The organism is Kitasatospora sp. CB02891, assembly GCF_002803145.1.
Lineage (GTDB): Bacteria > Actinomycetota > Actinomycetes > Streptomycetales > Streptomycetaceae > Kitasatospora > Kitasatospora griseola.
The window spans coordinates 353080-371921 of the sequence record NZ_NNBO01000002.1 but is presented as its reverse complement, the minus strand read 5'-3'; the positions used below and the strand labels follow the sequence as shown (position 1 = coordinate 371921).

16 protein-coding genes are annotated in these 18842 nt (G+C 72.9%); 7 read left to right on the top strand and 9 right to left on the bottom strand.

Features of this window, described 5'->3' with window-relative positions; all coding sequences use genetic code 11:
• Position 1: 1 nt before the first annotated feature.
• Complete coding sequence (locus CG736_RS07085) at positions 2–1090, top strand: hypothetical protein (RefSeq protein ID WP_157815452.1); 1089 nt, start codon at positions 2–4, stop codon at positions 1088–1090.
• A gap of 17 nt (positions 1091–1107) precedes the next feature.
• Here CG736_RS07085 and CG736_RS07080 read toward each other — a convergent pair whose 3' ends face one another.
• The 3 genes from CG736_RS07080 to CG736_RS07070 all read right to left on the bottom strand — a co-directional run bounded on the left by CG736_RS07080 (position 1108) and on the right by CG736_RS07070 (position 3471).
• Positions 1108–1989, bottom strand: a complete 882-nt coding sequence (locus tag CG736_RS07080) for a Gfo/Idh/MocA family protein (protein ID WP_100585302.1) — start codon at positions 1987–1989, stop codon at positions 1108–1110.
• A gap of 5 nt (positions 1990–1994) precedes the next feature.
• On the bottom strand, positions 1995–2678 hold the full coding sequence (locus tag CG736_RS07075) for an O-methyltransferase (RefSeq protein ID WP_100585301.1): 684 nt from the start codon (positions 2676–2678) through the stop codon (positions 1995–1997).
• 127 nt (positions 2679–2805) lie between these two features.
• Complete coding sequence (locus tag CG736_RS07070; RefSeq protein ID WP_100585300.1) at positions 2806–3471, bottom strand: DedA family protein; 666 nt, start codon at positions 3469–3471, stop codon at positions 2806–2808.
• A gap of 315 nt (positions 3472–3786) precedes the next feature.
• Between CG736_RS07070 and CG736_RS07065 the strand changes: the two genes are divergently transcribed.
• The gene (locus CG736_RS07065; protein WP_100585299.1) at positions 3787–4689 is read left to right on the top strand and encodes an aldo/keto reductase; all 903 of its coding nucleotides are present in this window, start codon (positions 3787–3789) and stop codon (positions 4687–4689) included.
• 67 nt (positions 4690–4756) lie between these two features.
• On the opposite strand, the gene CG736_RS07060 is transcribed toward CG736_RS07065, so the two are convergent.
• From CG736_RS07060 to CG736_RS07045, 4 genes are all read right to left on the bottom strand, one after another.
• Positions 4757–5584, bottom strand: coding sequence for an alpha/beta fold hydrolase (locus CG736_RS07060; RefSeq protein WP_100585298.1), 828 nt, complete (start codon positions 5582–5584; stop codon positions 4757–4759).
• 153 nt (positions 5585–5737) lie between these two features.
• On the bottom strand, positions 5738–8137 hold the full coding sequence (locus CG736_RS07055) for a glycoside hydrolase family 2 protein (protein WP_100585297.1): 2400 nt from the start codon (positions 8135–8137) through the stop codon (positions 5738–5740).
• Positions 8138–8241: 104 nt separating this feature from the next.
• Positions 8242–9516, bottom strand: a complete 1275-nt coding sequence (locus CG736_RS07050) for an esterase (RefSeq protein WP_100585296.1) — start codon at positions 9514–9516, stop codon at positions 8242–8244.
• Positions 9517–9657: 141 nt separating this feature from the next.
• A complete protein-coding gene (locus CG736_RS07045; protein ID WP_198520385.1) occupies positions 9658–9942 on the bottom strand; it encodes a hypothetical protein in 285 nt (94 codons plus the stop codon).
• An 83-nt stretch (positions 9943–10025) separates the two neighbouring features.
• Between CG736_RS07045 and CG736_RS07040 the strand changes: the two genes are divergently transcribed.
• Entirely contained in the window at positions 10026–10589 is a 564-nt protein-coding gene (locus CG736_RS07040; RefSeq protein WP_100585295.1) for a 3'-5' exonuclease, read from the top strand.
• A gap of 178 nt (positions 10590–10767) precedes the next feature.
• Complete coding sequence (locus CG736_RS07035) at positions 10768–12066, top strand: hypothetical protein (protein WP_100585294.1); 1299 nt, start codon at positions 10768–10770, stop codon at positions 12064–12066.
• An 18-nt stretch (positions 12067–12084) separates the two neighbouring features.
• Here CG736_RS07035 and CG736_RS07030 read toward each other — a convergent pair whose 3' ends face one another.
• The gene (locus CG736_RS07030; RefSeq protein ID WP_232733848.1) at positions 12085–13953 is read right to left on the bottom strand and encodes a transglycosylase domain-containing protein; all 1869 of its coding nucleotides are present in this window, start codon (positions 13951–13953) and stop codon (positions 12085–12087) included.
• Between the two features lie 396 nt (positions 13954–14349).
• Between CG736_RS07030 and CG736_RS07025 the strand changes: the two genes are divergently transcribed.
• Positions 14350–15036, top strand: a complete 687-nt coding sequence (locus tag CG736_RS07025) for a hypothetical protein (RefSeq protein WP_100585292.1) — start codon at positions 14350–14352, stop codon at positions 15034–15036.
• Positions 15037–15043: 7 nt separating this feature from the next.
• On the opposite strand, the gene CG736_RS07020 is transcribed toward CG736_RS07025, so the two are convergent.
• Positions 15044–16075 (bottom strand): LacI family DNA-binding transcriptional regulator, encoded by a 1032-nt coding sequence (locus CG736_RS07020; RefSeq protein WP_100585291.1) that lies wholly within the window; start codon positions 16073–16075, stop codon positions 15044–15046.
• A 169-nt stretch (positions 16076–16244) separates the two neighbouring features.
• Here CG736_RS07020 and CG736_RS07015 point away from each other — a divergent pair, with 169 nt between their 5' ends.
• Together CG736_RS07015 and CG736_RS07010 are read left to right on the top strand one after the other, a co-directional pair.
• Positions 16245–17231: an ROK family protein gene (locus tag CG736_RS07015; protein ID WP_100585290.1), complete on the top strand. Its 987-nt coding sequence runs from the start codon at positions 16245–16247 to the stop codon at positions 17229–17231.
• 161 nt (positions 17232–17392) lie between these two features.
• Positions 17393–18805: a condensation domain-containing protein gene (locus CG736_RS07010; protein WP_100585289.1), complete on the top strand. Its 1413-nt coding sequence runs from the start codon at positions 17393–17395 to the stop codon at positions 18803–18805.
• The last annotated feature ends 37 nt before the right edge of the window (positions 18806–18842 follow it).

The window sequence follows — 18842 nt, the reverse complement described above, 5'->3', positions numbered from 1 at the left end:
GATGAGAGTGATCTTCACCGTGCTCGGGGTGGCACTGCTGGTCTGGACGGCGGGCAGCATTCTGCGGACGCTGGTGGTGCCGCGCGGGCTGTACTCGGCGTTGGCGATCCGACTGTGGTCGTCGCTGCGGGTGGTGGTGCGGACGGTGGCGGCGCCGTTCGGCGGGTACCGGGCGATCGACCGGGCGCAGACCTGGCTGGCGCCGTTGACGCTGCTCGGGATGCTGGGGTGCTGGCTGCTGGCGACGCTGATGGCGTACACCCTGCTGTTGATAGGGACGTCCGAACTGCCGTGGCACGTCGCGTTCCGGGAGGCCGGGTCGAGCCTGTTCACGCTGGGCTTCGCCAGCGGCGACCGGCTGCACCTGTCGGTGATCGACTTCCTCGCGGCGGCCAACGGCCCGCTGATCATCGCGCTGCTGATCGCCTACCTGCCGACGCTCTACTCGGCCTACAACCGGCGGGAGTTGGAGGTGACGCTGCTGCAGTCGCGGGCCGGTGAGCCGGCCTGGGGGCCGGAGCTGCTGGCCCGGCAGGCGCTGGTGCGGACCGAGAGCGAGCTGCCGGGCCTGTACCGGGACTGGGAGCGGCTGGCGGCGGACCTCGGCGAGGGGCACTCCAACTATCCGGTGCTGATCTCGTTCCGCTCGCCGCAGCCGTACCGCAACTGGGTGGTGGGCCTGATCGCCGTGATGGACGCGGCGGCCATGCAGCTGGCGCTGAACCCGCGTTCGGCCCCGCCGGAGGCGCGGCTGCTGCTGCGCGCCGGGTTCACGGCGCTGCGCGACATCGCGACCGCGCTGCGGATCCCGTTCGAACCGGATCCGGAGCCGGAGGAGCCGATCCGGTTGACCTTCGCGGAGTTCGACGCGGCGGTGGCGATGGTGACGGCTGCCGGGATGCGGCTGGAGCGGCCGGTCGCGGACGCCTGGGCGCACTTCCGCGGCTGGCGGGTCAACTACGAGGCGATCGCCTACGAGTTGGCCCGCCGCGCGGACGCGGTGCCGGCGCTGTGGACGGGGCCGCGGGACTTCCCCGCCACCCCGATCCCGCCGCGCCGCCCGGCCGACCGCCGTCCGGTCAATCCCTGACCGGCCGTCGGCGGGAGCTACCGCAGCAGCTGCTCCTCCGCCTGCGCCAGCACCTCCACCACGCGCCGCCCGAACCGGACGTCGCACGGATGCGGGGCGCCGGTCGCGGCCGCCGCCAGCAGGGCGTCCAGCGCGCGCCCGTACGCGGCGGTGGGCGGCCCGTCCCGGTCGGGGAGCCGGGTGACGCCGGCGGTGCCGCGCAGTTCGGCGCCCGCGCCGAGCGCGGAGGCCTCGGGCGGGGCGGTCAGGCTGAGCGTCACGGTGCTGGACGCGCCGCCCTCGTGACGGAGGATCAGGTGCGCGGTGTCGCCGGGGCCGGGCGCGGCGACGACCCGTTCGACGTCGCCGAGGACGGGCAGCAGCACGGACAGGGCGTGCGGGCCGACGTCCCACAGCGCGCCCTTCTGCTGGCGCCACGGGGACGCGGCGTAGGGGCTGTCGGTGGTGAACACCGAGCCGATCCAGTGGCAGTGCGCGGTGAACCAGCCGCCCCGCTCGGCCTGTTCGTCGATCCAGTCGCCCTGCGCGCCGCCGAACCGGACGGTGAAGAACACCACCGAGGCGACGCCGGCCGCGGCTGCCGCGTCCTCGACGGCGCGGGCGGCGTCGACCGTCGAGGCGACCGGCTTGTCCAGCAGCAGGTGCTTGCCGGCCGCGGCGGCGCGCACCGCGTACTCGGCCTGGACGTCCGGCGGCAGGGCGATGGCGACGGCGTCCACGTCGGCCAGCAGGTCGTCCACCGCCTGGTGGGCGGGGACGCCGTGGGCGGCGGCGAGGGTCTTGGCGGCCTCGGGGCGACGGCCCCAGACGCCGGCGAATTCGACGTCGGGGTGGGCGGCGAGGGCCGGGGCGTGCACCAGGCCCGCCCAGGGGCCGGTGCCGAGGAGTCCGATCCGCACGGTGCTCAGCCCTCCACCCGGATCAGCGTGAAACCGTCGTAGCCCTTGGCGCCGACGGTCTGCACGGTGGTGGCGTCCAGCCGCTTGTCGCCGGCGAGCAGCTCGTGCAGCTGCTGGACGCCGCGCACGGCCTCGTCGGTGCTCTGCCCGTCGGCGAGCCGGCCGCCGCGCACCACGTTGTCGATCACGATCACCGAGCCGGGCCGGGTGAGCGCCAGCGACGCCTCCAGGTAGTGCGGGATGTTCGGCTTGTCGGCGTCGACGAACACCAGGTCGTACGGTTCGACGCCTTCCTCGGTGAGCTGCCGCAGGGTGTCGCGGGCCGCGCCGAGCCGGATCTCGACCCGGTCGGCGAGACCGGCCCGGTCCAGGTTGGCGGCGGCGACCGCGGCGTGCGCCGGGTCGATCTCCAGCGTGGTCAGGGCGCCGCCCTCGGGCAGGGCACGGGCCAGCCAGATGGCGCTGTAGCCGGCCAGGGTGCCGATCTCCAGGATCCGCCGGGCGCCCTGCATGCGGGCCAGCAGGTGCAGCAGCTTGCCCTGGTTCGGGGCCACCGCGATCGGCGGCAGCCCGGCCCGGTCGGCGGCCTCGACGGCCGCGTCCAGCACCGCGTCCTCGCCGATCAGCCGGTCCGCGGTGTAGTCGTCCACCGCCGTCCACCGCTGCTGCGGGTTCTCCTGCGTGCTCATTCCCCACCTCCGTGATCGCTTCGCGCTGCGACCCTACTCCCTGTCCGGTGCGCGGCCGCCCTCGAACACGGCGAAGGCCGCCGCGTCCGGTGCGGGACACGGCGGCCTTCGGGTGCGGCTTCCGGGGTCAGTCGACGAGCGTCTCGCTGAGCGGCTCGCCGCTCTTGCCGCCGGACTGCTCGGGGTGCTCGGCCCGGGACTTCTTCGCCCGCCACTTGAGCACCAGCGCCGAGCCGATGCCGAACACCGCGGCCGCGCCGAGGCCGATGTACGAGGCGCCCTGCAGGTACTTCTCGGCGACCTTGCCGACCTGGTAGACCAGCAGCGTGGTGCCGCCCGCCCAGACCACGCCGCCCAGCACGTTGGCGATCAGGAACTTCCAGTACGGCATCCGCAGGGTGCCGGCCAGCGGACCGGCGAAGATCCGGAGCAGCGCGATGAACCGGCCGAAGAACACCGCCCACATGCCCCAGCGGTGGAACGCCCGCTCGGCGGTGGCCAGATGATCTGGTCCGAAGTGCTTGGGGAACCTGCGGCCGAGTTTCTCGAACAGCGGCCGGCCGCCCTTGTGGCCGATCGCGTAGCCGATCGAGTCGCCGATGATCGCACCGGCGATCGCGCAGCCCGCGACGCCCCACGGGCTGACGATGCCCTTGGCGGCGAGCAGCGCGGAGGAGACCAGGGCGATCTCGCCGGGCAGCGGAATGCCCAGACTCTCCAGTCCGATGATCAGGCCGATGAGGATGTACACCGAGGTCGGCGGAACGCTCTCGATCCACTGGTCGAGGTGCAAGGCGGAGTACCTCCGTCAGGGCAGGGACAGGCGGCCGACGCACGGCGGCACACGGGAAAAGCTTCGGTAAAGGGCCCGAGCCCGGCCAGCCTAGCCGCTCCCGGCCCGCAGGCCGAGCGCCTCCCTCAGCAGCAGCTCAACGGGGCTTCGGACGCTCCTCCCCCTCGCTCGCCGACACCCGGTCCAACTCGCGGCGGCCTCCGGTTCGTTCCCGGTCCGCGGGTGACATTCGGCGCACCCGCCGGACCTGTTCCGGGCCGCCCGCCGGACCCCATACTCCGGGTCCGGACAGCACGGCCCACGGGGAGGAAACCCATGACCACGACAGCGGCGGCGGCAGGCACCTGGCAGCTCGGCGACCTGACGGTGAACCGGCTCGGCTACGGCGCGATGCGGTTGACCGGCAACGGCATGATGGGCAACTCCGACGGCGCCCCGATCGACCGCGACTTCGCCGTCCGGCTCCTGCACACCGCGTTCGAGCAGGGCGTGAACCACGTCGACACGGCCTCCTTCTACTTCTCGCCGCGGCGCTCCGCCAACGAGTTGATCAACCGGGCGCTCGACTCCTGGCGGGGCCCCGACGTGGTGGTGGCCACCAAGGTCGGCCCCGGGCGCACCCCGTCCGGCGAGTGGCGGACCATGGCCCGGCCGGACGAGCTGCGCGGCCAGGTCGAGGAGAACCTGCGCCAGCTCGGCCGCGACCACCTGGACGTGGTCAACCTGCGCCGCAACGGCCCCGACTGCGACTCGGTCGCCGAGCACTTCGGCGCCCTCGCCGACCTCCGCGAGGCCGGGCTGATCCGGCACCTCGGGCTCTCCGACGTCCGCCCCGAGCACATCCGCGAGGCGCGGGAGATCGCCCCCGTGGTGTGCGTGCAGAACTCCTTCGGCCTGGACTGGCGCCGCGCCGAGGAGACCGGCGTCCTCGGCCTCTGCGCCGAGCTGGGGATCGCCTTCGTCCCCTTCTTCGCCATCTCCGGCCTCCACCGCGAGGCCGCCCCCGCCGCCGACCGGGACCACCGCATCACCACCGTCGCCACCGAACTCGACGCCACCCCCGCCCAGGTCCGCCTCGCCTGGACCCTCCACCGCGGCCCCCACGTCCTCGCCATCCCGGGCACCACCAACCCCGCCCACCTCACCGAGAACCTCACCGCCGCAACCCTCCGCCTCACCCCCACCCACCTCGCCCTGCTGGACGCCCCGACGACCTGACCGGAGACGGCACGCGGGCCGGGGACGGCGAAAGGGACCGAACGAGAACGCCGGCGCGGCCCGGTCGTCAGGACTTGAGGAAGTCGAGCAGGTCCTGGGTGAAGCGCTCCTTGTCGCCGGGCACCATGGCCAGGCCGTGCGACCCGCCCTCGTAGACCTTGAGCACCGCGCCGGGGACGAGGGCGGCGGTCTTGCGGCCGGTGGCGTCGATCGGGACGACCTGGTCGTCGTCGCCGTGCGCCACCAGCAGGGGGAGGTCGAACTTCTTCAGGTCGGCGTGGAAGTCGGTGCGGCCGAAGGCGTCCACGCATTCGACGGCGCCCTGAACGGTCTCGGCCATCGCCATGTGCCAGAAGGCGTCCAGGTTGCCCTGGGTGGCTCTGGTGTGGACGCGGTTGGCGCCGAAGAAGGTGACGGCGGTGTCCTTCCAGAACTGGGAGTGTTCGCGCAGGATGCCGGCCTTGAGCGAGTCGAGGACGCTGTCGGGCACGCCTTCGGGGTTGTCGGGGCCCTGGACGAGCAGCGGGGTGACGGCGGACAGCAGGACGGCGGACTTCACCCGGGAGGTGCCGTGCCGGCCGATGTAGCGGGCGAGTTCGCCGCCGCCCATGGAGTGCGCGACGAGGGTGACGTCCCGCAGGTCGAGGCTGGTGAGCAGGTCGTTCAGGTCGTCGGCGAAGGTGTCGAAGTCGTAGCCGTCCCAGACGGGGGTGGACCGGCCGTGGCCGCGCCGGTCGTGGGCGATGCCGCGGAATCCGGCGTCGGCGACGGCCTTCAGCTGGTCCTGCCAGGCGTCGCCGTTGAGGGGCCAGCCGTGCAGGAAGACCACGGGGCGGCCGTGGCCCCAGTCCTTGTAGAAGAGCTCCACTCCGTCGCGGGTCGTGCAGTGCGGCATGGGTGTCTCCGATCGGGTGCCTCGACATGGGCGGGGTGCTCGCGCCCGGGGGACGGCGGGCACCTCGCCCATCAAGGCACGGCCGGGCCGGACCCGCCCGGCGGCGGGGCCGATGCCGGACGCACCGTCAGCTCATCGGCGGCACCCGCGCGTTCACGACGGCTCGACGCAGAAGACCGCCTGCCGGACCTGCTCGGCGCTCGGGGCGCCCGCGCCGTGCACCCGGATGTCCACCTGCTCGCCGGGCAGCAGCGTGGTCAGGCCGCGGTCGGCGGTGGCGTCGGCGTGCAGGCGGTCAGGCTGAAGCAGCAGGTCGCGGATCAGCGTGCGGGCGGTGATCCGGACGTCCACCGCGCCGTCGCCGGCCGCCGTCACGTCGAGGTCGAACTCGGGCCGCGGGTAGGCGAACTGCCGGTCGGCGGTCGGGAAGTGCACGGCGCGCAGACCGTCCGCGTCCGCCACCAGGTACTCCTTGCTTGCCCCGTGGTCCGTCACCATCCCGTCGGGCAACGGGAGTTGGTGGACAGCGCGGGGCGGGACGGTGATCTCCTCGGTGTGTTCGGCGAGCTGCCGCCCGGTGGTGTCCAGGCGGCGCAGCCGGAGGGTGGTGGTCCAGGGCTCGGCGGACTGGTTGACCAGGGCGGCGCGGGGTGCGCCGTCGCGGTCGACGGGCTGCAAGGTGAGCAGCCGGTCGGCGTAGAGGCGGCGCAGTTCGTGGTGAAGGGGCTTGCGGCGGCCGTCGCCGTCGACGGCGGCCCAGGAGGAGACCGGCCAGCAGTCGTTGAGCTGCCAGACGATGGTGCCGGCGCAGTGCGGCCAGTGGGAGCGCCAGTGTTCGATGCCGGTGGCGATGGCGCGGGCCTGGATCAGCTGGGTGAGGTAGTGCCAGCGGTCGAAGTCGTCGGGAACGTCGAAGTGGCGTTCCAGGCCGCGGCGGAGCTTGCCGTTGCCGTCGCCGGCCTTCTGGTGGTGCAGCATGCCGGGCGAGTCGGCGGCGAGCGTCTCGTGCGGGAGGGCGCGGCGCAGCGTGGCGTGGGCGGGCGGGGCCTGCCAGCCGAATTCGGCGACGAACCGGGGGACGGTGGCGCGGTATTCGGCGAAGTCCTCGCGGTTCCACACGTCCCAGGAGTGGTGGGTGCCGTGGTCGACGTCGTTGGGGTGGTGGTCCCAACTGCCGGACCAGGGGCTGCCGGCGCTGTAGGGCCGGGTGGGGTCGAGTTCGGCGACGATCCGGGGCAGCAGGCCGAGGTAGTAGCCCTCGCCCCAGGAGTCGCCGCGCAGTTTCTCCTCCCAGCCCCAGTCGCGGAAGCCCCACTGGTTCTCGTTGTTGCCGTTCCACAGCACCAGCGAGGGGTGCGGCATCAGGCGGACCACGTTGTCGCGGGCCTCGGCCTCGATCTCGCCGCGCAGCGGCTGTTCCTCGGGGTAGGCGGCGCAGGCGAACGGGAAGTCCTGCCAGACCAGCAGGCCGAGTTCGTCGCAGAGGTCGTAGAACGCGTCCTGTTCGTAGATGCCGCCGCCCCAGACCCGGATGAGGTCGACGTTGGCGTCGACGGCCTGGAGCAGGCGGGTGCGGTAGCGCGCGGGGGTGACGCGGGTGATCAGGGTGTCGTCGGGGATCCAGTTGGCGCCGCGGACGAACAGCGGTTCGCCGTTGACGGCCAGCGTGAAGGGGGTGCCGGTGGCGTCGGGGGTGCGGTGCAGCTCGACCGTGCGGAAGCCGATCTGCCGCTGCCAGGCGTCGAGTCGGCCGTCGCCGTCGGCGAGCGTGACGGCGAGTTCGTAGCGGGTCTGGTCGCCGTGGCCGCGCGGCCACCAGCGCGCGACGTCGGCGGCCTCCAGGACGAGCACGGCGCTGTCGCCGTCGAAGACCGTCTCCGCCCCGGCGCCGGCGACGGTGGCGCGGGCGGTGAGCGGGCGGCCGGCGCCGCCGGCGGTGCGTTCGACGGTGAGGTGCACCTCGACCCGGCCGGTGGCGCCGTCGACGGTGACCAGCGGGCGGACGTCGGCGATCCGGGCGGTGGACCAGTGCTCGTACCGGACGGACTTCCAGATGCCGGCGGTGGGCAGGGTCGGGCCCCAGTCCCAGCCGAAGCTGCTGGCCATCTTGCGGATGTACTGGAACGGCTCGGGGTACTCGTTGGGCCGCTCGCCGACGATCCCGCGGACTCGTTCGGCCTCCGTGTAGGCGCTGGTGAAACGCACCGTCAGCGGCCCGCCGAGCCCGGTGGCGTCGAAGCGGTACCTGCGGTGCATGTTCCGGGTGTCGCCGAGCACGGTGTCGCCGAGGGTGACGGTGGCGACGGTGTCCAGGCCGTCGAAGACCAGGTCGGTGCGTTCGTGGGTGCTGCCGTGCGCGGGCAGGTCGAGGCTGTACGTCCAGTCCCGGCGGCCGATCCAGGCCACCTCCAGCTCGTTGGCGTCGAGGTACGGGTCGGGGATCCGACCGGCCGCCAGCAGGTCGGTGTGCACGCAGCCGGGCACGGTGGCGGGCAGCAACTCCCCGTCGTGGTGCAGGTTCCAGCCCTGGTCGAGCGGGGTGGTGTCCTTCATCTGTGCGGCTCCTCGGTGCAGATGTGCGACGCGTGCAGCACCGTAGCCCCGCCCCGTCCGGCATGTCCACGAACCGGTTTCGGGCCGCCGGGCGCGGGTGCCGGTCAGGGCTCGTGGACCATCTCCGGGAAGCTCGCCGACGGCCCGTCCAGCAGGTGGTCGTCGTGGCCGCGCAGCCAGCGGTCGAAGAAGCTCGCGACGTACGTCCGGGTCGCGAGCACCGCCCGGTCGGGTCGGACCGCGCCGATGTCGCCGCGCAGCGCATCGGCGGAGATCGCGCCCTGGTCGGCGAGTTGCGGCAGCAGGGACTCGGCGTCGGTGTACGAGCCGTGGCGGGAGCCGTCGAGGGTGAAGTCCGCGTGCCAGCCGGTGCTGCGGTGCCACAGGGCGTCCCAGCCGGGCTGCTGCCGGTAGGGGCCGGAGTCGTCGTTCCGGGTGCCGAGCAGCAGGAACGGGCGGTCCAGGCCCTTCTCGGCCACGTCGGTCAGGTGGACGCCGGTCCTCCCGTCCGGGCCGGGGAAGTGCAGCTGCCCGTCCATGTTGACGGCCGCGGCGATCCGCGGGTCGTCGTGCATGGCCTGGAGGGCGGTGGAGCCGCCGCCGGAGTGGCCGACCATGCCGATCCGGCCGAGGTCGAGGGCGGCGCCGACGCCGGGCGGCAGGGTCCGGGAGGACTTCAGCCGGGCCAGCTGGTCGAGGACGAACCTGGTGTCGTCGACCCGGGTGCCGATCATCTTGCGCAGCAGCGCGCCGACGTCGAGGTTCGGGTCCTTGGCCAGCTCCGGGAACACCGAGGTGGCCAACTCGCCGTCCGGGAGCGACACTTCGGATGCCTCCCAGGTGTGGTCGACGGTCACCACGACGTAGCCGCGCGAGGCCAGGTCCGCCACCAGGCCGGTGCCCCAGGTGCGCGGGTCGCCCAGCCCCGCCGAGTACAGCACCACCGGCCGGGCCCGGCCGGGCAGCGCGGGCGCGTCGACGCGGGCGTGGGTGCGCACGCCCGACCAGTCGGTGCGGTCGGGCTCGAAGCCCTGGTTCATCCGGGTGACGCTCCCGGCGCTGCCGAAGTGCGCCCCCGCGTCGGGGGTCATGTACCGCGCCCGTTCGTCGCCGAGCGCGGGGCGGCCGGTCGGGTACCAGAGACTGATCATCAACTCCCGGGGCCGGCCGGCCTTCCACGGATCCTCCCGGCCCGGGTCGACCAGGTGCACGCTGGTGGTGCCGACCGCGTACGGCCCGGTGGGCGCCGGCAGCGCCGCCGTCGCCGGCTTCCCGACCGGCGCGGGCGCCACCGCCACCGCACCGGGAGCCCCGGCCACCCCCAGCGCCACCGTCGCCGCCAGCACCGCCGCCGCCATCGCCCGTCCCCGTTTGCGCATCGCCCGTCCCCTTGTTCTCGTCCTCGGTGTGCTCCTCGGCACGGGAGAGAAGGTACGGGCGGGGCGGGGGTGAAACCGTCACACTGCAGAGCCAACTCGCCGGAGGCTACCGGGGTATGACATCCCCACAGCCGCTGATACTCACGGTGCACCGGTCGACGGAGCGGGGTTTCCCGGCCCCGACTCACCGACGCCCCGCTCGCTCGACACCCTGTCGAGCCGCCGACGGGCGTGGTGGTCCGTCAGGGCCAGTTCCGTCAGTTCCGCGATCCGCCCCGCCCGCGCGAGCAGGTCGACGTGCCACAGGTGGTCGTGGTGGCGGTGGAAGTCGGCGGAGTAGCACTCGGCATGCGCGCTCACCAGCGCGATCGCCGTGTCCCAGTCCTGCCGCTGCTCCGCCGCCCGGGCCTGCTCGTACCGGTTCACCCCACAAGTGTGCGGGGCACCGCACCGGCCCGGGCATCGAAAACCAGGTGCCCCGGCCGCCGCTCCTCCCTACGCTTCCCGCCGTGGACAGCACCCGGGCCGCGCGCCTCGTCAACGTCGTGGACGTCGAAGCCACCTGCTGGGACGGTGCGCCGCCGCCCGGCGCGGTGAGCGAGATCATCGAGATCGGCCTGACCGTCGTCGACCTGGGCGCCGGCACGCGCCTCGCCCGGCACCGGATCGTGGTCAGGCCCGTCCGGTCGGCGGTCAGCAGGTTCTGCACCGAGCTGACCGGCCTCACCCAGCAGGAGGTCGACCGGGGCGTGGGCTTCGCCGAGGCGTGCCGGCTGCTGGCGGCCGAGCACCGGGCGGGCGCCCGGCCGTGGATCAGCTGGGGCGACTACGACCGCCACCAGTTCACCCGCCAGTGCGGGGCCACTCGCACGCCGTACCCGTTCGGCCGCCACCACACCAACGCCAAGGCCGTCTTCACCGAGGCCCACGGGCTGCGCAAACGCCCCGGCATGGCGCAGGCCCTGGAGATCGCCGGCCTGCCGCTCGAAGGCCGTCACCATCGCGGCGAGGACGACGCCTGGAACATCGCGGCCCTCGTCCTCCACCTCGCCGACCGCGACGCCTGGCTGTAGAACCGGCCAGTCCGACGCCTGGCCGTAGAACCGGTCAGTCCGATGTCGGTCGCTCACGCCGGGCGTGACGAACTGTCATGTGGCCGGATCCAGCGGTAACCAATCCGATCATCCGAATCGTCATACCAGTCGGACGGCCTGCCAGCCGGGCAGCCGTGTACCGAGGGGACGGCGAGCGATGAGCGACGACAAGCGCAGCGGTGGCGGCAGGGGACGGGCGAGAACCGCTCAGGTCGCGGCGGTCGTGGTCGCGGCCGGTGCGGCCACCGCGCTCGTGGTGGGCCTGACGACCGGCGGCAGTTCGACCCCGGCGCAGCAGTCGATGTCGGCGACCACGGGCGCCGACACACCGCCGCCGAGCGCCGCTTCGAGTCCGAGCCCGAGCCCGAGCCCGAGTCCGTCCGCGACCTGGGACAGGCAGGTGAAGGTGCTCGGGGACGGGTCGACGTCCGACACGGGGCCGCAGCCGAACCAGTTGAAGATCGAGAAGCTGAAACCCGGGGAGAAGCCCCCGCAGTTCGTGGTGTTCTCCTGGGACGGCGCGCTGGAGAACGACGACCACCTGTTCTCCCGGTTCCGGAAGCTGGCGAAGGAGAACCGGGCGACCATGACGTTCTTCCTCACCGGGATCTACCTGCTCCCGGAGGAGAAGCACGGGCTCTACCGGCCGCCGCAGCACGATCCGGGCAGCGCCGCCATCTCCTTCCCCACCGACAAACACGTGAAGGAGACGCTGGAGCAGCTGCGCGAGGCCTGGAAGGACGGCGACGAGATCGGCACCCACTTCAACGGGCACTTCTGCGGCGCGAAGGGCGGCGGGGACTGGAGCACCGACGAGTGGCGCAGCGAGATCGACCAGGCGTACTCGTTCGTCACCAACTGGAGGACCAACACCGGGTTCGCCGACGAGGCGCCGCTGCCGTTCGACTACCGCAAGGATCTCGCGGGCGGTCGCGCCCCGTGCCTGGAGGGGCAGAAGAACCTGATTCCGGCCGCGAAGGCCCTGGGTTGGCGCTACGACGCGAGTTCGCCGGGAGAGTTCCAGATCTGGCCGTCGAAGACCGGCGGGGTGTGGAACTTCCCGCTCCAGCTGCTGCCGTTCGGCAACTCCCAGGTGCTGTCGATGGACTTCAACTTCCTGGCCAACCAGTCCGGCGACAGCACCCAGGGCGACCCGAAGAAGTACAACGCCTGGGAGAAGCAGACCCGGGAGGGGTACCTCGACGGGTTCGCCCGGGTCTACAACGGCAGCCGGGCGCCGCTGTTCATCGGGAACCACTTCGAGACCTGGAACGGCGGCATCTACATGCAGGCCGTCGAGGACGTGATGAAGGGCGTCTGCACGAAGGAGGACGTGCGCTGCGTGTCGTTCAAGGAGCTCGCCGACTGGCTGGACGCCCAGGACCCGAAGGTCCTGGACCAGCTCCGCCGGCTCGATCCGGCCCAGGCGCCGGACTGGCCGACCTACCTCAAGTAGCGCGACGCATCAGGGGCTTCACCCCGCGGCCTTCGTGTAGGCGGCCCAGATCGCGGCCGGGGTGGTGTAGTCGGGGGTGGCCGGGTCGGCGCCGGCCACCCCGGTCAGCGGGAGGAGCGCCAGGGTCTTCGGGTCCATCCGGAACAGCGACACGGCCGTGGTGACCGGTCCGCGGTAGCCGACGAACCAGCCCGCGGTGCGGGCCTGGTTGCCGCCGGTCTTGCCGGCGGCGCCGGGGACGAGCTGTCCGACCTCCTTGCCGGTGCCGTCCTTGGCGGCCCCGCGCAGCGCGGCGTCGACCTCGCCGGCCACTCCCGCGGGCGCGGCCCGGACGGCGACCGGCCGCCCGACGGCGAGTTCGGCGCCGTTGCGGCTGACCCGGTCGACGGAGTACGGGTCGGTGCGCATGCCCTGCCCGGCGAACGCGGTGTAGGCGTCGGCCAGCCGGATCGCGCTGGGCGTGGAGTTGCCCAGCGCGAAGCCGGGGACCAGGTCGCCGATGCTGTCGGGGAGCAGCCCGAACCCGAGCGCGGCCCGGCGGACGTTGTCGAGGCCGACGTCCATGCCGAGTTGCTGCATCACGCCGTTGACGGACTGTTCGACGGCGGTCCGCAGGCTGACCTGGCCCCAGTTGCGGTCGCCGTCGTTGGCCGCCTTGGCCTTCTTCCCGTCGCGCCCCCAGTACGGCCCTTCGGGGGTCTGCAGGTCGACGCCGTTGTCGCCGTTGTAGCGGGTGGTGGGCAGCACCGGCGTCCGGTTGCCCTGCCGTTCGCGTTGGACGCCCCGGTCGAGCCCGGCGGCGTACACCAGCGGGGTGAAGGCCGAACCGGCGGGCACGTTCGCGGTGTTGGCGTTGTTGAAGCCCTGCTTCAGGTAGTCGGGTCCGCCGTAGACCGCGAGGATCCGCCCGTCCGTGGCGACCGAGGCCGCGCCCAGGTGGACGTTCTGGTCGGCGGGGCGACGGTCCGGGTCGAGGTTCTTCGCGGCGTCCTGGACGGCCTGGGTGAGCGCGGTCTGCCGGGGCTTCTCGAAGGTGGTGCGGATCTGGTAGCCGCCCAGGTCGAACTGGGCCGGGGTGATGTCCGCGTGGCTCAGCGCGTAGGCCTTCGCCAGGTCCACCAGGTAGCCGGTCTGCCCGCTCAGGCCGGCCTGCTGCGGCGGGGTCTGCGGTTCCGGGAAGACGGTGTAGCGGGCCCGCTCCTCGGCGGACAGCTTCCCGATCTTGACCATCCGGTCCAGGATCCACGCCCAGCGCTCCACCGCGCGCTCCCGGTTGTCGCCGCCGAGCGCCGGGTCGTACAGCGACGCGCCCTTCAGCACGGCGGCCAGGAACGCCCCTTCGCTCGGGTCGAGTTGGGACACGTGCTTGCCGTAGTAGGCCTGCGCGGCCCGCTCGATGCCGTAGCTGCCGCGGCCGAACCAGCTGATGTTCAGGTAGCCGCTGAGGATGTCCTTCTTGTCGACCTGCTGGTCCAGCTTGACCGCGATGAACATCTCGTCGAGCTTGCGGGAGAAGCTCTGACGCTGGTTCAGGTAGGCGTTCTTCACGTACTGCTGGGTGATGGTCGAGCCGCCCTGGGTGTCACCGCCCGACCCCATCCGGTAGAACGCCCGGGCGATCCCCTTCATCGAGATGCCGGGGTCCGAGTAGAAGTCCTCGTTCTCGGCGGCGAGCACCGCCCACTGCACGTGCTCCGGTACCTGTTCCAGCGGCACGTCCTGCCGGTTGACCAGGCCGGTGCGCGCCATCTCGGTGCCGTCCGCCCAGTAGAAGACGTTGTTCTGCTGGGTGGCGAAGGAGTTGAGGTCCTTGGGGACGTCCGTCCGCGCGTACATCACCACGGCCGCGACGGCGATCACGCCGACCGACCCCGCGGTCAGCAGCACCAGTTGACGCCATGACGGGAGCCAGCGCCGTAGCCCCCGGCGGCCGGCGCGCGGGTAGTCCGGCCGCAGTCTCGACGCCCGGCGCCGCCCGGTCCGACCCGATCCCGGCTCGGGCTCCGGTCTCGGCTTCCGCGCGGGCCGTCGCCCCGCACGCTCCGCCGCTCCGTCCGACCCCTCTGCCCCGACCGCGTCCCTCGGCTCGCCGGACACCATGCGTTCCCCGATCTGCTCGATTGGCAAATCTCTCCCGCAGACTTGGGACGCGCCGACCGACCGTCACGTCGCGACCCAACCGTGTGACGATCACCACGCCGCCGATCGAGGCGCCCGCCCACCGCCTCTGGTAGCGTCGCGCTCTTCGCCGTCCGCACCGGCGGAGTCCCGTTGGCAGGAACCATGACGACCGCGCAGCAGCGCCTGCACCACGCCCTGGACGCCCTCGACACCGCCGGCCGCAGCGCCCACCCCGGCCCTCCGGTGGGCGGCTGCGAACACTGCTGGACCGCCGAGGACCTCGCCCTGTTGTCCGGGCCGCCGGACCTGCTGCCGAACGAACTGCTCCGCCGGGCCGCGGTGAAGAGCGCGGACCTCTGGTACGACTTCCCCACCCTGTACCGGCGCCTCGCGCCGCGCATCCTGCGGCAGTTGACGACCGGTGTGCTGGCCGACGGCGACTTGGTCGCCACCCGGCTGCGCGCCGCCGACTGGCGGAAGTGGCCCCACGCCGACCTGGTCACCGAGGTGCTGGACGCCTGGTGGTCCGCCACCCTGGAGCAGCCCGCACCGCCGACGCAGGTGCCGACGGTCCTGGAGACGGTGGCCGCGACGACCGACACCCTCGCCCCCTGGCTGCGCACCTGGGCCGACACGGCCACCCCGACGGCCGACCGGCACCTCGCCGACGCAGTGGAGGGATGGCTGCACTGGGGCGACGTGCTCACCCTGAAGTTCGGCTTCTACGGCGAGTTCGAGGCCGGCCCGGAGCTGACGGAGTGGCTGCTCGCCCTGCCGCCGGGCCGGATCCCGGTGGATCAGCGGTACTGGCTGGAGTTGATCGTCTCCTCTCCCTCACAGGAGAGTTGACGGTCAGTCAGGGCCGGATCTCGCCGGAGCCCCGGGGGATCAGCGTGGTGGGCACCTCCAGGCAGGCGGGCGCGCCGACGTCGCCCGCCAGTCGGGCGAACAGGCGGCGGGCGGCGAGGGCGCCGAGGGCGGCCGGGTCCTGGGCGACCACGGTGAGGCCGGGGGTGAGCAGGTCGGCGAGCTCCAGGTCGTCGAAGCCGACCACGGCCGGGCGGCGCTCGGCGGGGAGGTGGTGCAGGGCGGCGAGGGTGACGCGGTTGTTGGCGGTGAACAGCGCGGTGACGGCGTCCGGTCCGGTGGTGAGGCGGCGGACCGCCTCGCCGACCCGGGCGCGGTCGGTCGGGCCGCAGTCCACCCAGCGGTCGTCCACCGGCAGTCCGGCCTCCGCCATCGCGGCGCGGTAGCCGCGTTCGCGCTCGGCGGCGGTGTGGATCGCCCGCAGGTCGCCGACGAAGCCGATCCGGCGGTGGCCGTGGGCGATCAGGTGCGCGGTGCCCCGGCGGGCGCCGCCCGCGTTGTCGCTGAGCACGGCGTCCGCGTCGATGCCGCCCGCGGGGCGGTCCAGGAACACCACGGGCGTGCCGGACGCGATCTCCGGCAGCAGGTACCGGTGGTCGTCGCCGGCCGGCACCACGATCAGCCCGTCCACCCGGCGGGCGCAGAACGCCAGCGCCAACTCCCGCTCCCGGTCGGCCCGTTCGCCGCTGGACCCGGTGAACAGCAGACAGTCCTCGGCGGCCGCGACCTGCTCGACGGCCCGGGACAGCGCGGAGGAGAACGGGTCGCTGATGTCCTCCAGCACCAGCGCCACGCTCGCGGTGCGCCCGGTCCGCAGCAGCCGCGCGCTGTCGTTGCGCCGGAACCCGAGCGCCTCGATCGCCTCCCGCACCCGCTCCGCCGTCCCGTCCGTCACCCCGGACTCGCCGTTGACGACCCGTGAGACGGTCTTCAGTCCGACCCCGGCCGCCGCGGCGACGTCCTTCATGGTCGGTCGGACACCGATGCGCAGTCGGACACCGGTTCGGAGGCTGCTCGTCATGCCACGGAGGATAGTGCGGGTACCCCCGGATCCGACCCTCGACGACGCCCCGGGCTGCGGCGATGCCTGCTGGACAACGTTGTCAAAGCGGGTCAGAATCACAGGACCGATCCGACGGCGCCCTGCCACGCACCACGGCGCTCCCCGTTCCACCTGCGGAGACGTCACCATGAACCATCACCCGGCAGGTACCGACGAAGCACTGCTCGCGGCGCTCGACATCGGCGGCACGAAGATCGCGGGCGGCCTGGTCGACCCCCGGGGCGCCCTGCTGCACCGCCTCCAGGCGCCCACCCCCGCGACCGGCGACCGGCACCAGCTGATGGCCGCCGTGACGCACGTCCTGGACGAGCTGGCCCGGCGGCCCGAGTGGCCCCGGGTGCGGGCGCTCGGCATCGGCAGCGCCGGGCCGGTCGACATCGCCGCGGGCACCGTCAGCCCCGTCAACCTGCCCGGCTGGCGCGAGTTCCCGCTGCGCGCCGAGGCCGCCCGGCACCCCGCCGTCGGCGACCTGCCGGTGGTCCTCGGCGGGGATGCGGTCGCCATGACCGCCGCCGAGCACTGGCGCGGCGCGGCCCGCCCCTACCGCAACGCGCTCTGCCTGGTGGTCTCCACCGGCGTCGGCGCCGGGCTCGTGCTGGACGGCCGCCTGCACACCGGCGCCACCGGCAACGCCGGCCACCTCGGCCACATCAGCGTCGACTTCGAGGGCCGCCCCTGCCCGTGCGGCTCCCGCGGCTGCCTCGAAGGGCTCGCCTCCGGCACGGCCATCGCCCGCACCGCGGCCGACAGCGGCTGGCGCCCCGGCCCCGACGGCGACACCACCGCGACCGGTGTCGCCCGCGCCGCGAAGTCCGGCGACCCGCTCGCACTGGCGGCCTTCGACCGCGCCGCGCGGGCCCTCGCGGCCGGCATCGCCGCCACCGCCACCCTGGTCGAACTCGACGTCGCCGTGATCGGCGGCGGCGTGGCCGGCGCGGGCGACGTCCTCTTCACCCCCCTCGCCCGCCACCTCGCCGGCTACGCGACCCTCCCCTTCACCCGCCGGCTCACCCTCGCCCCTGCCCGCCTCGGCACCGACGCCGGCCTCGTCGGCGCCGCGGCCCTGGCCCGCCACGCACTGCCGGACGGAGACCGAACAGCATTCCGGAGCTGATCGCCGGAGCCGGATCACCGCAGTCCGTGTCGCGCCGGATCAACCACTTTCCGAATGCGCGGTGTTACATTCTGTATTGAATCGGCCGGTCACCTGCCATTGTTCCGTAGCTGCCGCCTGCCGATTCGCGAAAATTCCCTTCGGCTCGGGAGAGCATCAGCATGCGCCAGGCACCGTTGGAAGCCGCCGATATTGCACCGGGGCACATTGTCCAATGGAATATCAGATCCTCGGGTGCGGCATGCGCGGACCGCCCCGGCGAGGAATACGCCGGGAGCGCGTCGTTCAATCAGGACAAGCACCACTCGCTGATCGACGAGACCCGCAACAGCGAGGAGCCGCTGGCCTCCTGGCTCGCCGTCACCTTCGAGGTCGAAGGGCCGCTCGACCAGCGGGCACTGGAGTCGGCGCTGCTCTTCCTGGTGCGGCGGCACCATGTCCTGCGCTGCGAGTTCCAGCGCCTCGTAGGGGATTTGTCGTACGCGGTGCACCGGCCCGAGGAAATCGAACTGGAAGCCGTCGGCATGGGCGAATTCGACACGCCCCAGGAAGTCCACGCGTTCCTGACGGACAGCTTCCGGAAACACATCGACACCCTGGAGTGGCCCGCGTTCACCATGGGCGCCGTCGTCCGTGACGACAGCCCCACGACGGTCTACCTCGCATTCGACCACATCGTGTCCGACGGAATGTCGATGCCGAATGTCGTGCGGGACGTCCAGCTCGCCTACGCCGCGTACTGCGACGGAACGGAACCGGACCTCCCGGAGGCGGGAAGCTACATGGAGTTCGCCCGGGAGCAGCGCCACCGGTACACCTCGATCGGCGTCGACGACGACCGCCTCGCCTACTGGAAGTCGTTCATCGCCCGGAACGGCAGCCTCTTCCCCCGGTTCCCGCTGGACCTCGGGACGGAGCCCAGCCGGCTGTATCCGGCGGTCGACGACACCGCGACCCTGCTGGACGCGCGGCAGACCGCGGCGCTGGAGGCCCGCTGCGAGGAGGTCGGCGGGAAGTTCTTCATGGGGCTGTTCGCCGCCGTCGCGGTGGCCCTGCGCGAGGAGGGCGGGCCGGACGTCTACCGAGCGCTGATGCCGCTCAGCGAACGCGGCCGGGGCACCTGGCGGCACTCCCTCGGCTGGTTCGTCAACACCCTGCCCATCGAGTTCTCGGTGGCCGAGGAGCTGGACTTCGCGCAGCTCGTCGCGGGCGTCCGGGACGGGTTCGCCGCGATGATGGGGAGCATCGACGTGCCGTTCGTCCGGGCCTGGGAGCTGCTCGCGCCCGAGCACTTCACCGGCCGCTGCTGGCCGTTCCCGGTGAACTTCCTCTCCTACATCGACATGCGCAAGTGCCCCGGGGCCGAGAACCACGCGCGCTGGCAGCCGATGGCCCACGTGTGGGTGTCACGAGTGAACGGCACCACCTCGTGGTTCCAGCGGGACGTGGACGGTCTGCACATCCACACCGTCCACGTCGACCTCCCGCAGGCCCACCGGACCATGGCCCGGCTCCGGCACACCCTGCGCGAGACGCTCCTGGCGATGGCCGCACCCGCGACGGTTCCGGCCTGACGGCCCTCGGCGGCCCGCGACGGCCCGCGACGGCCCG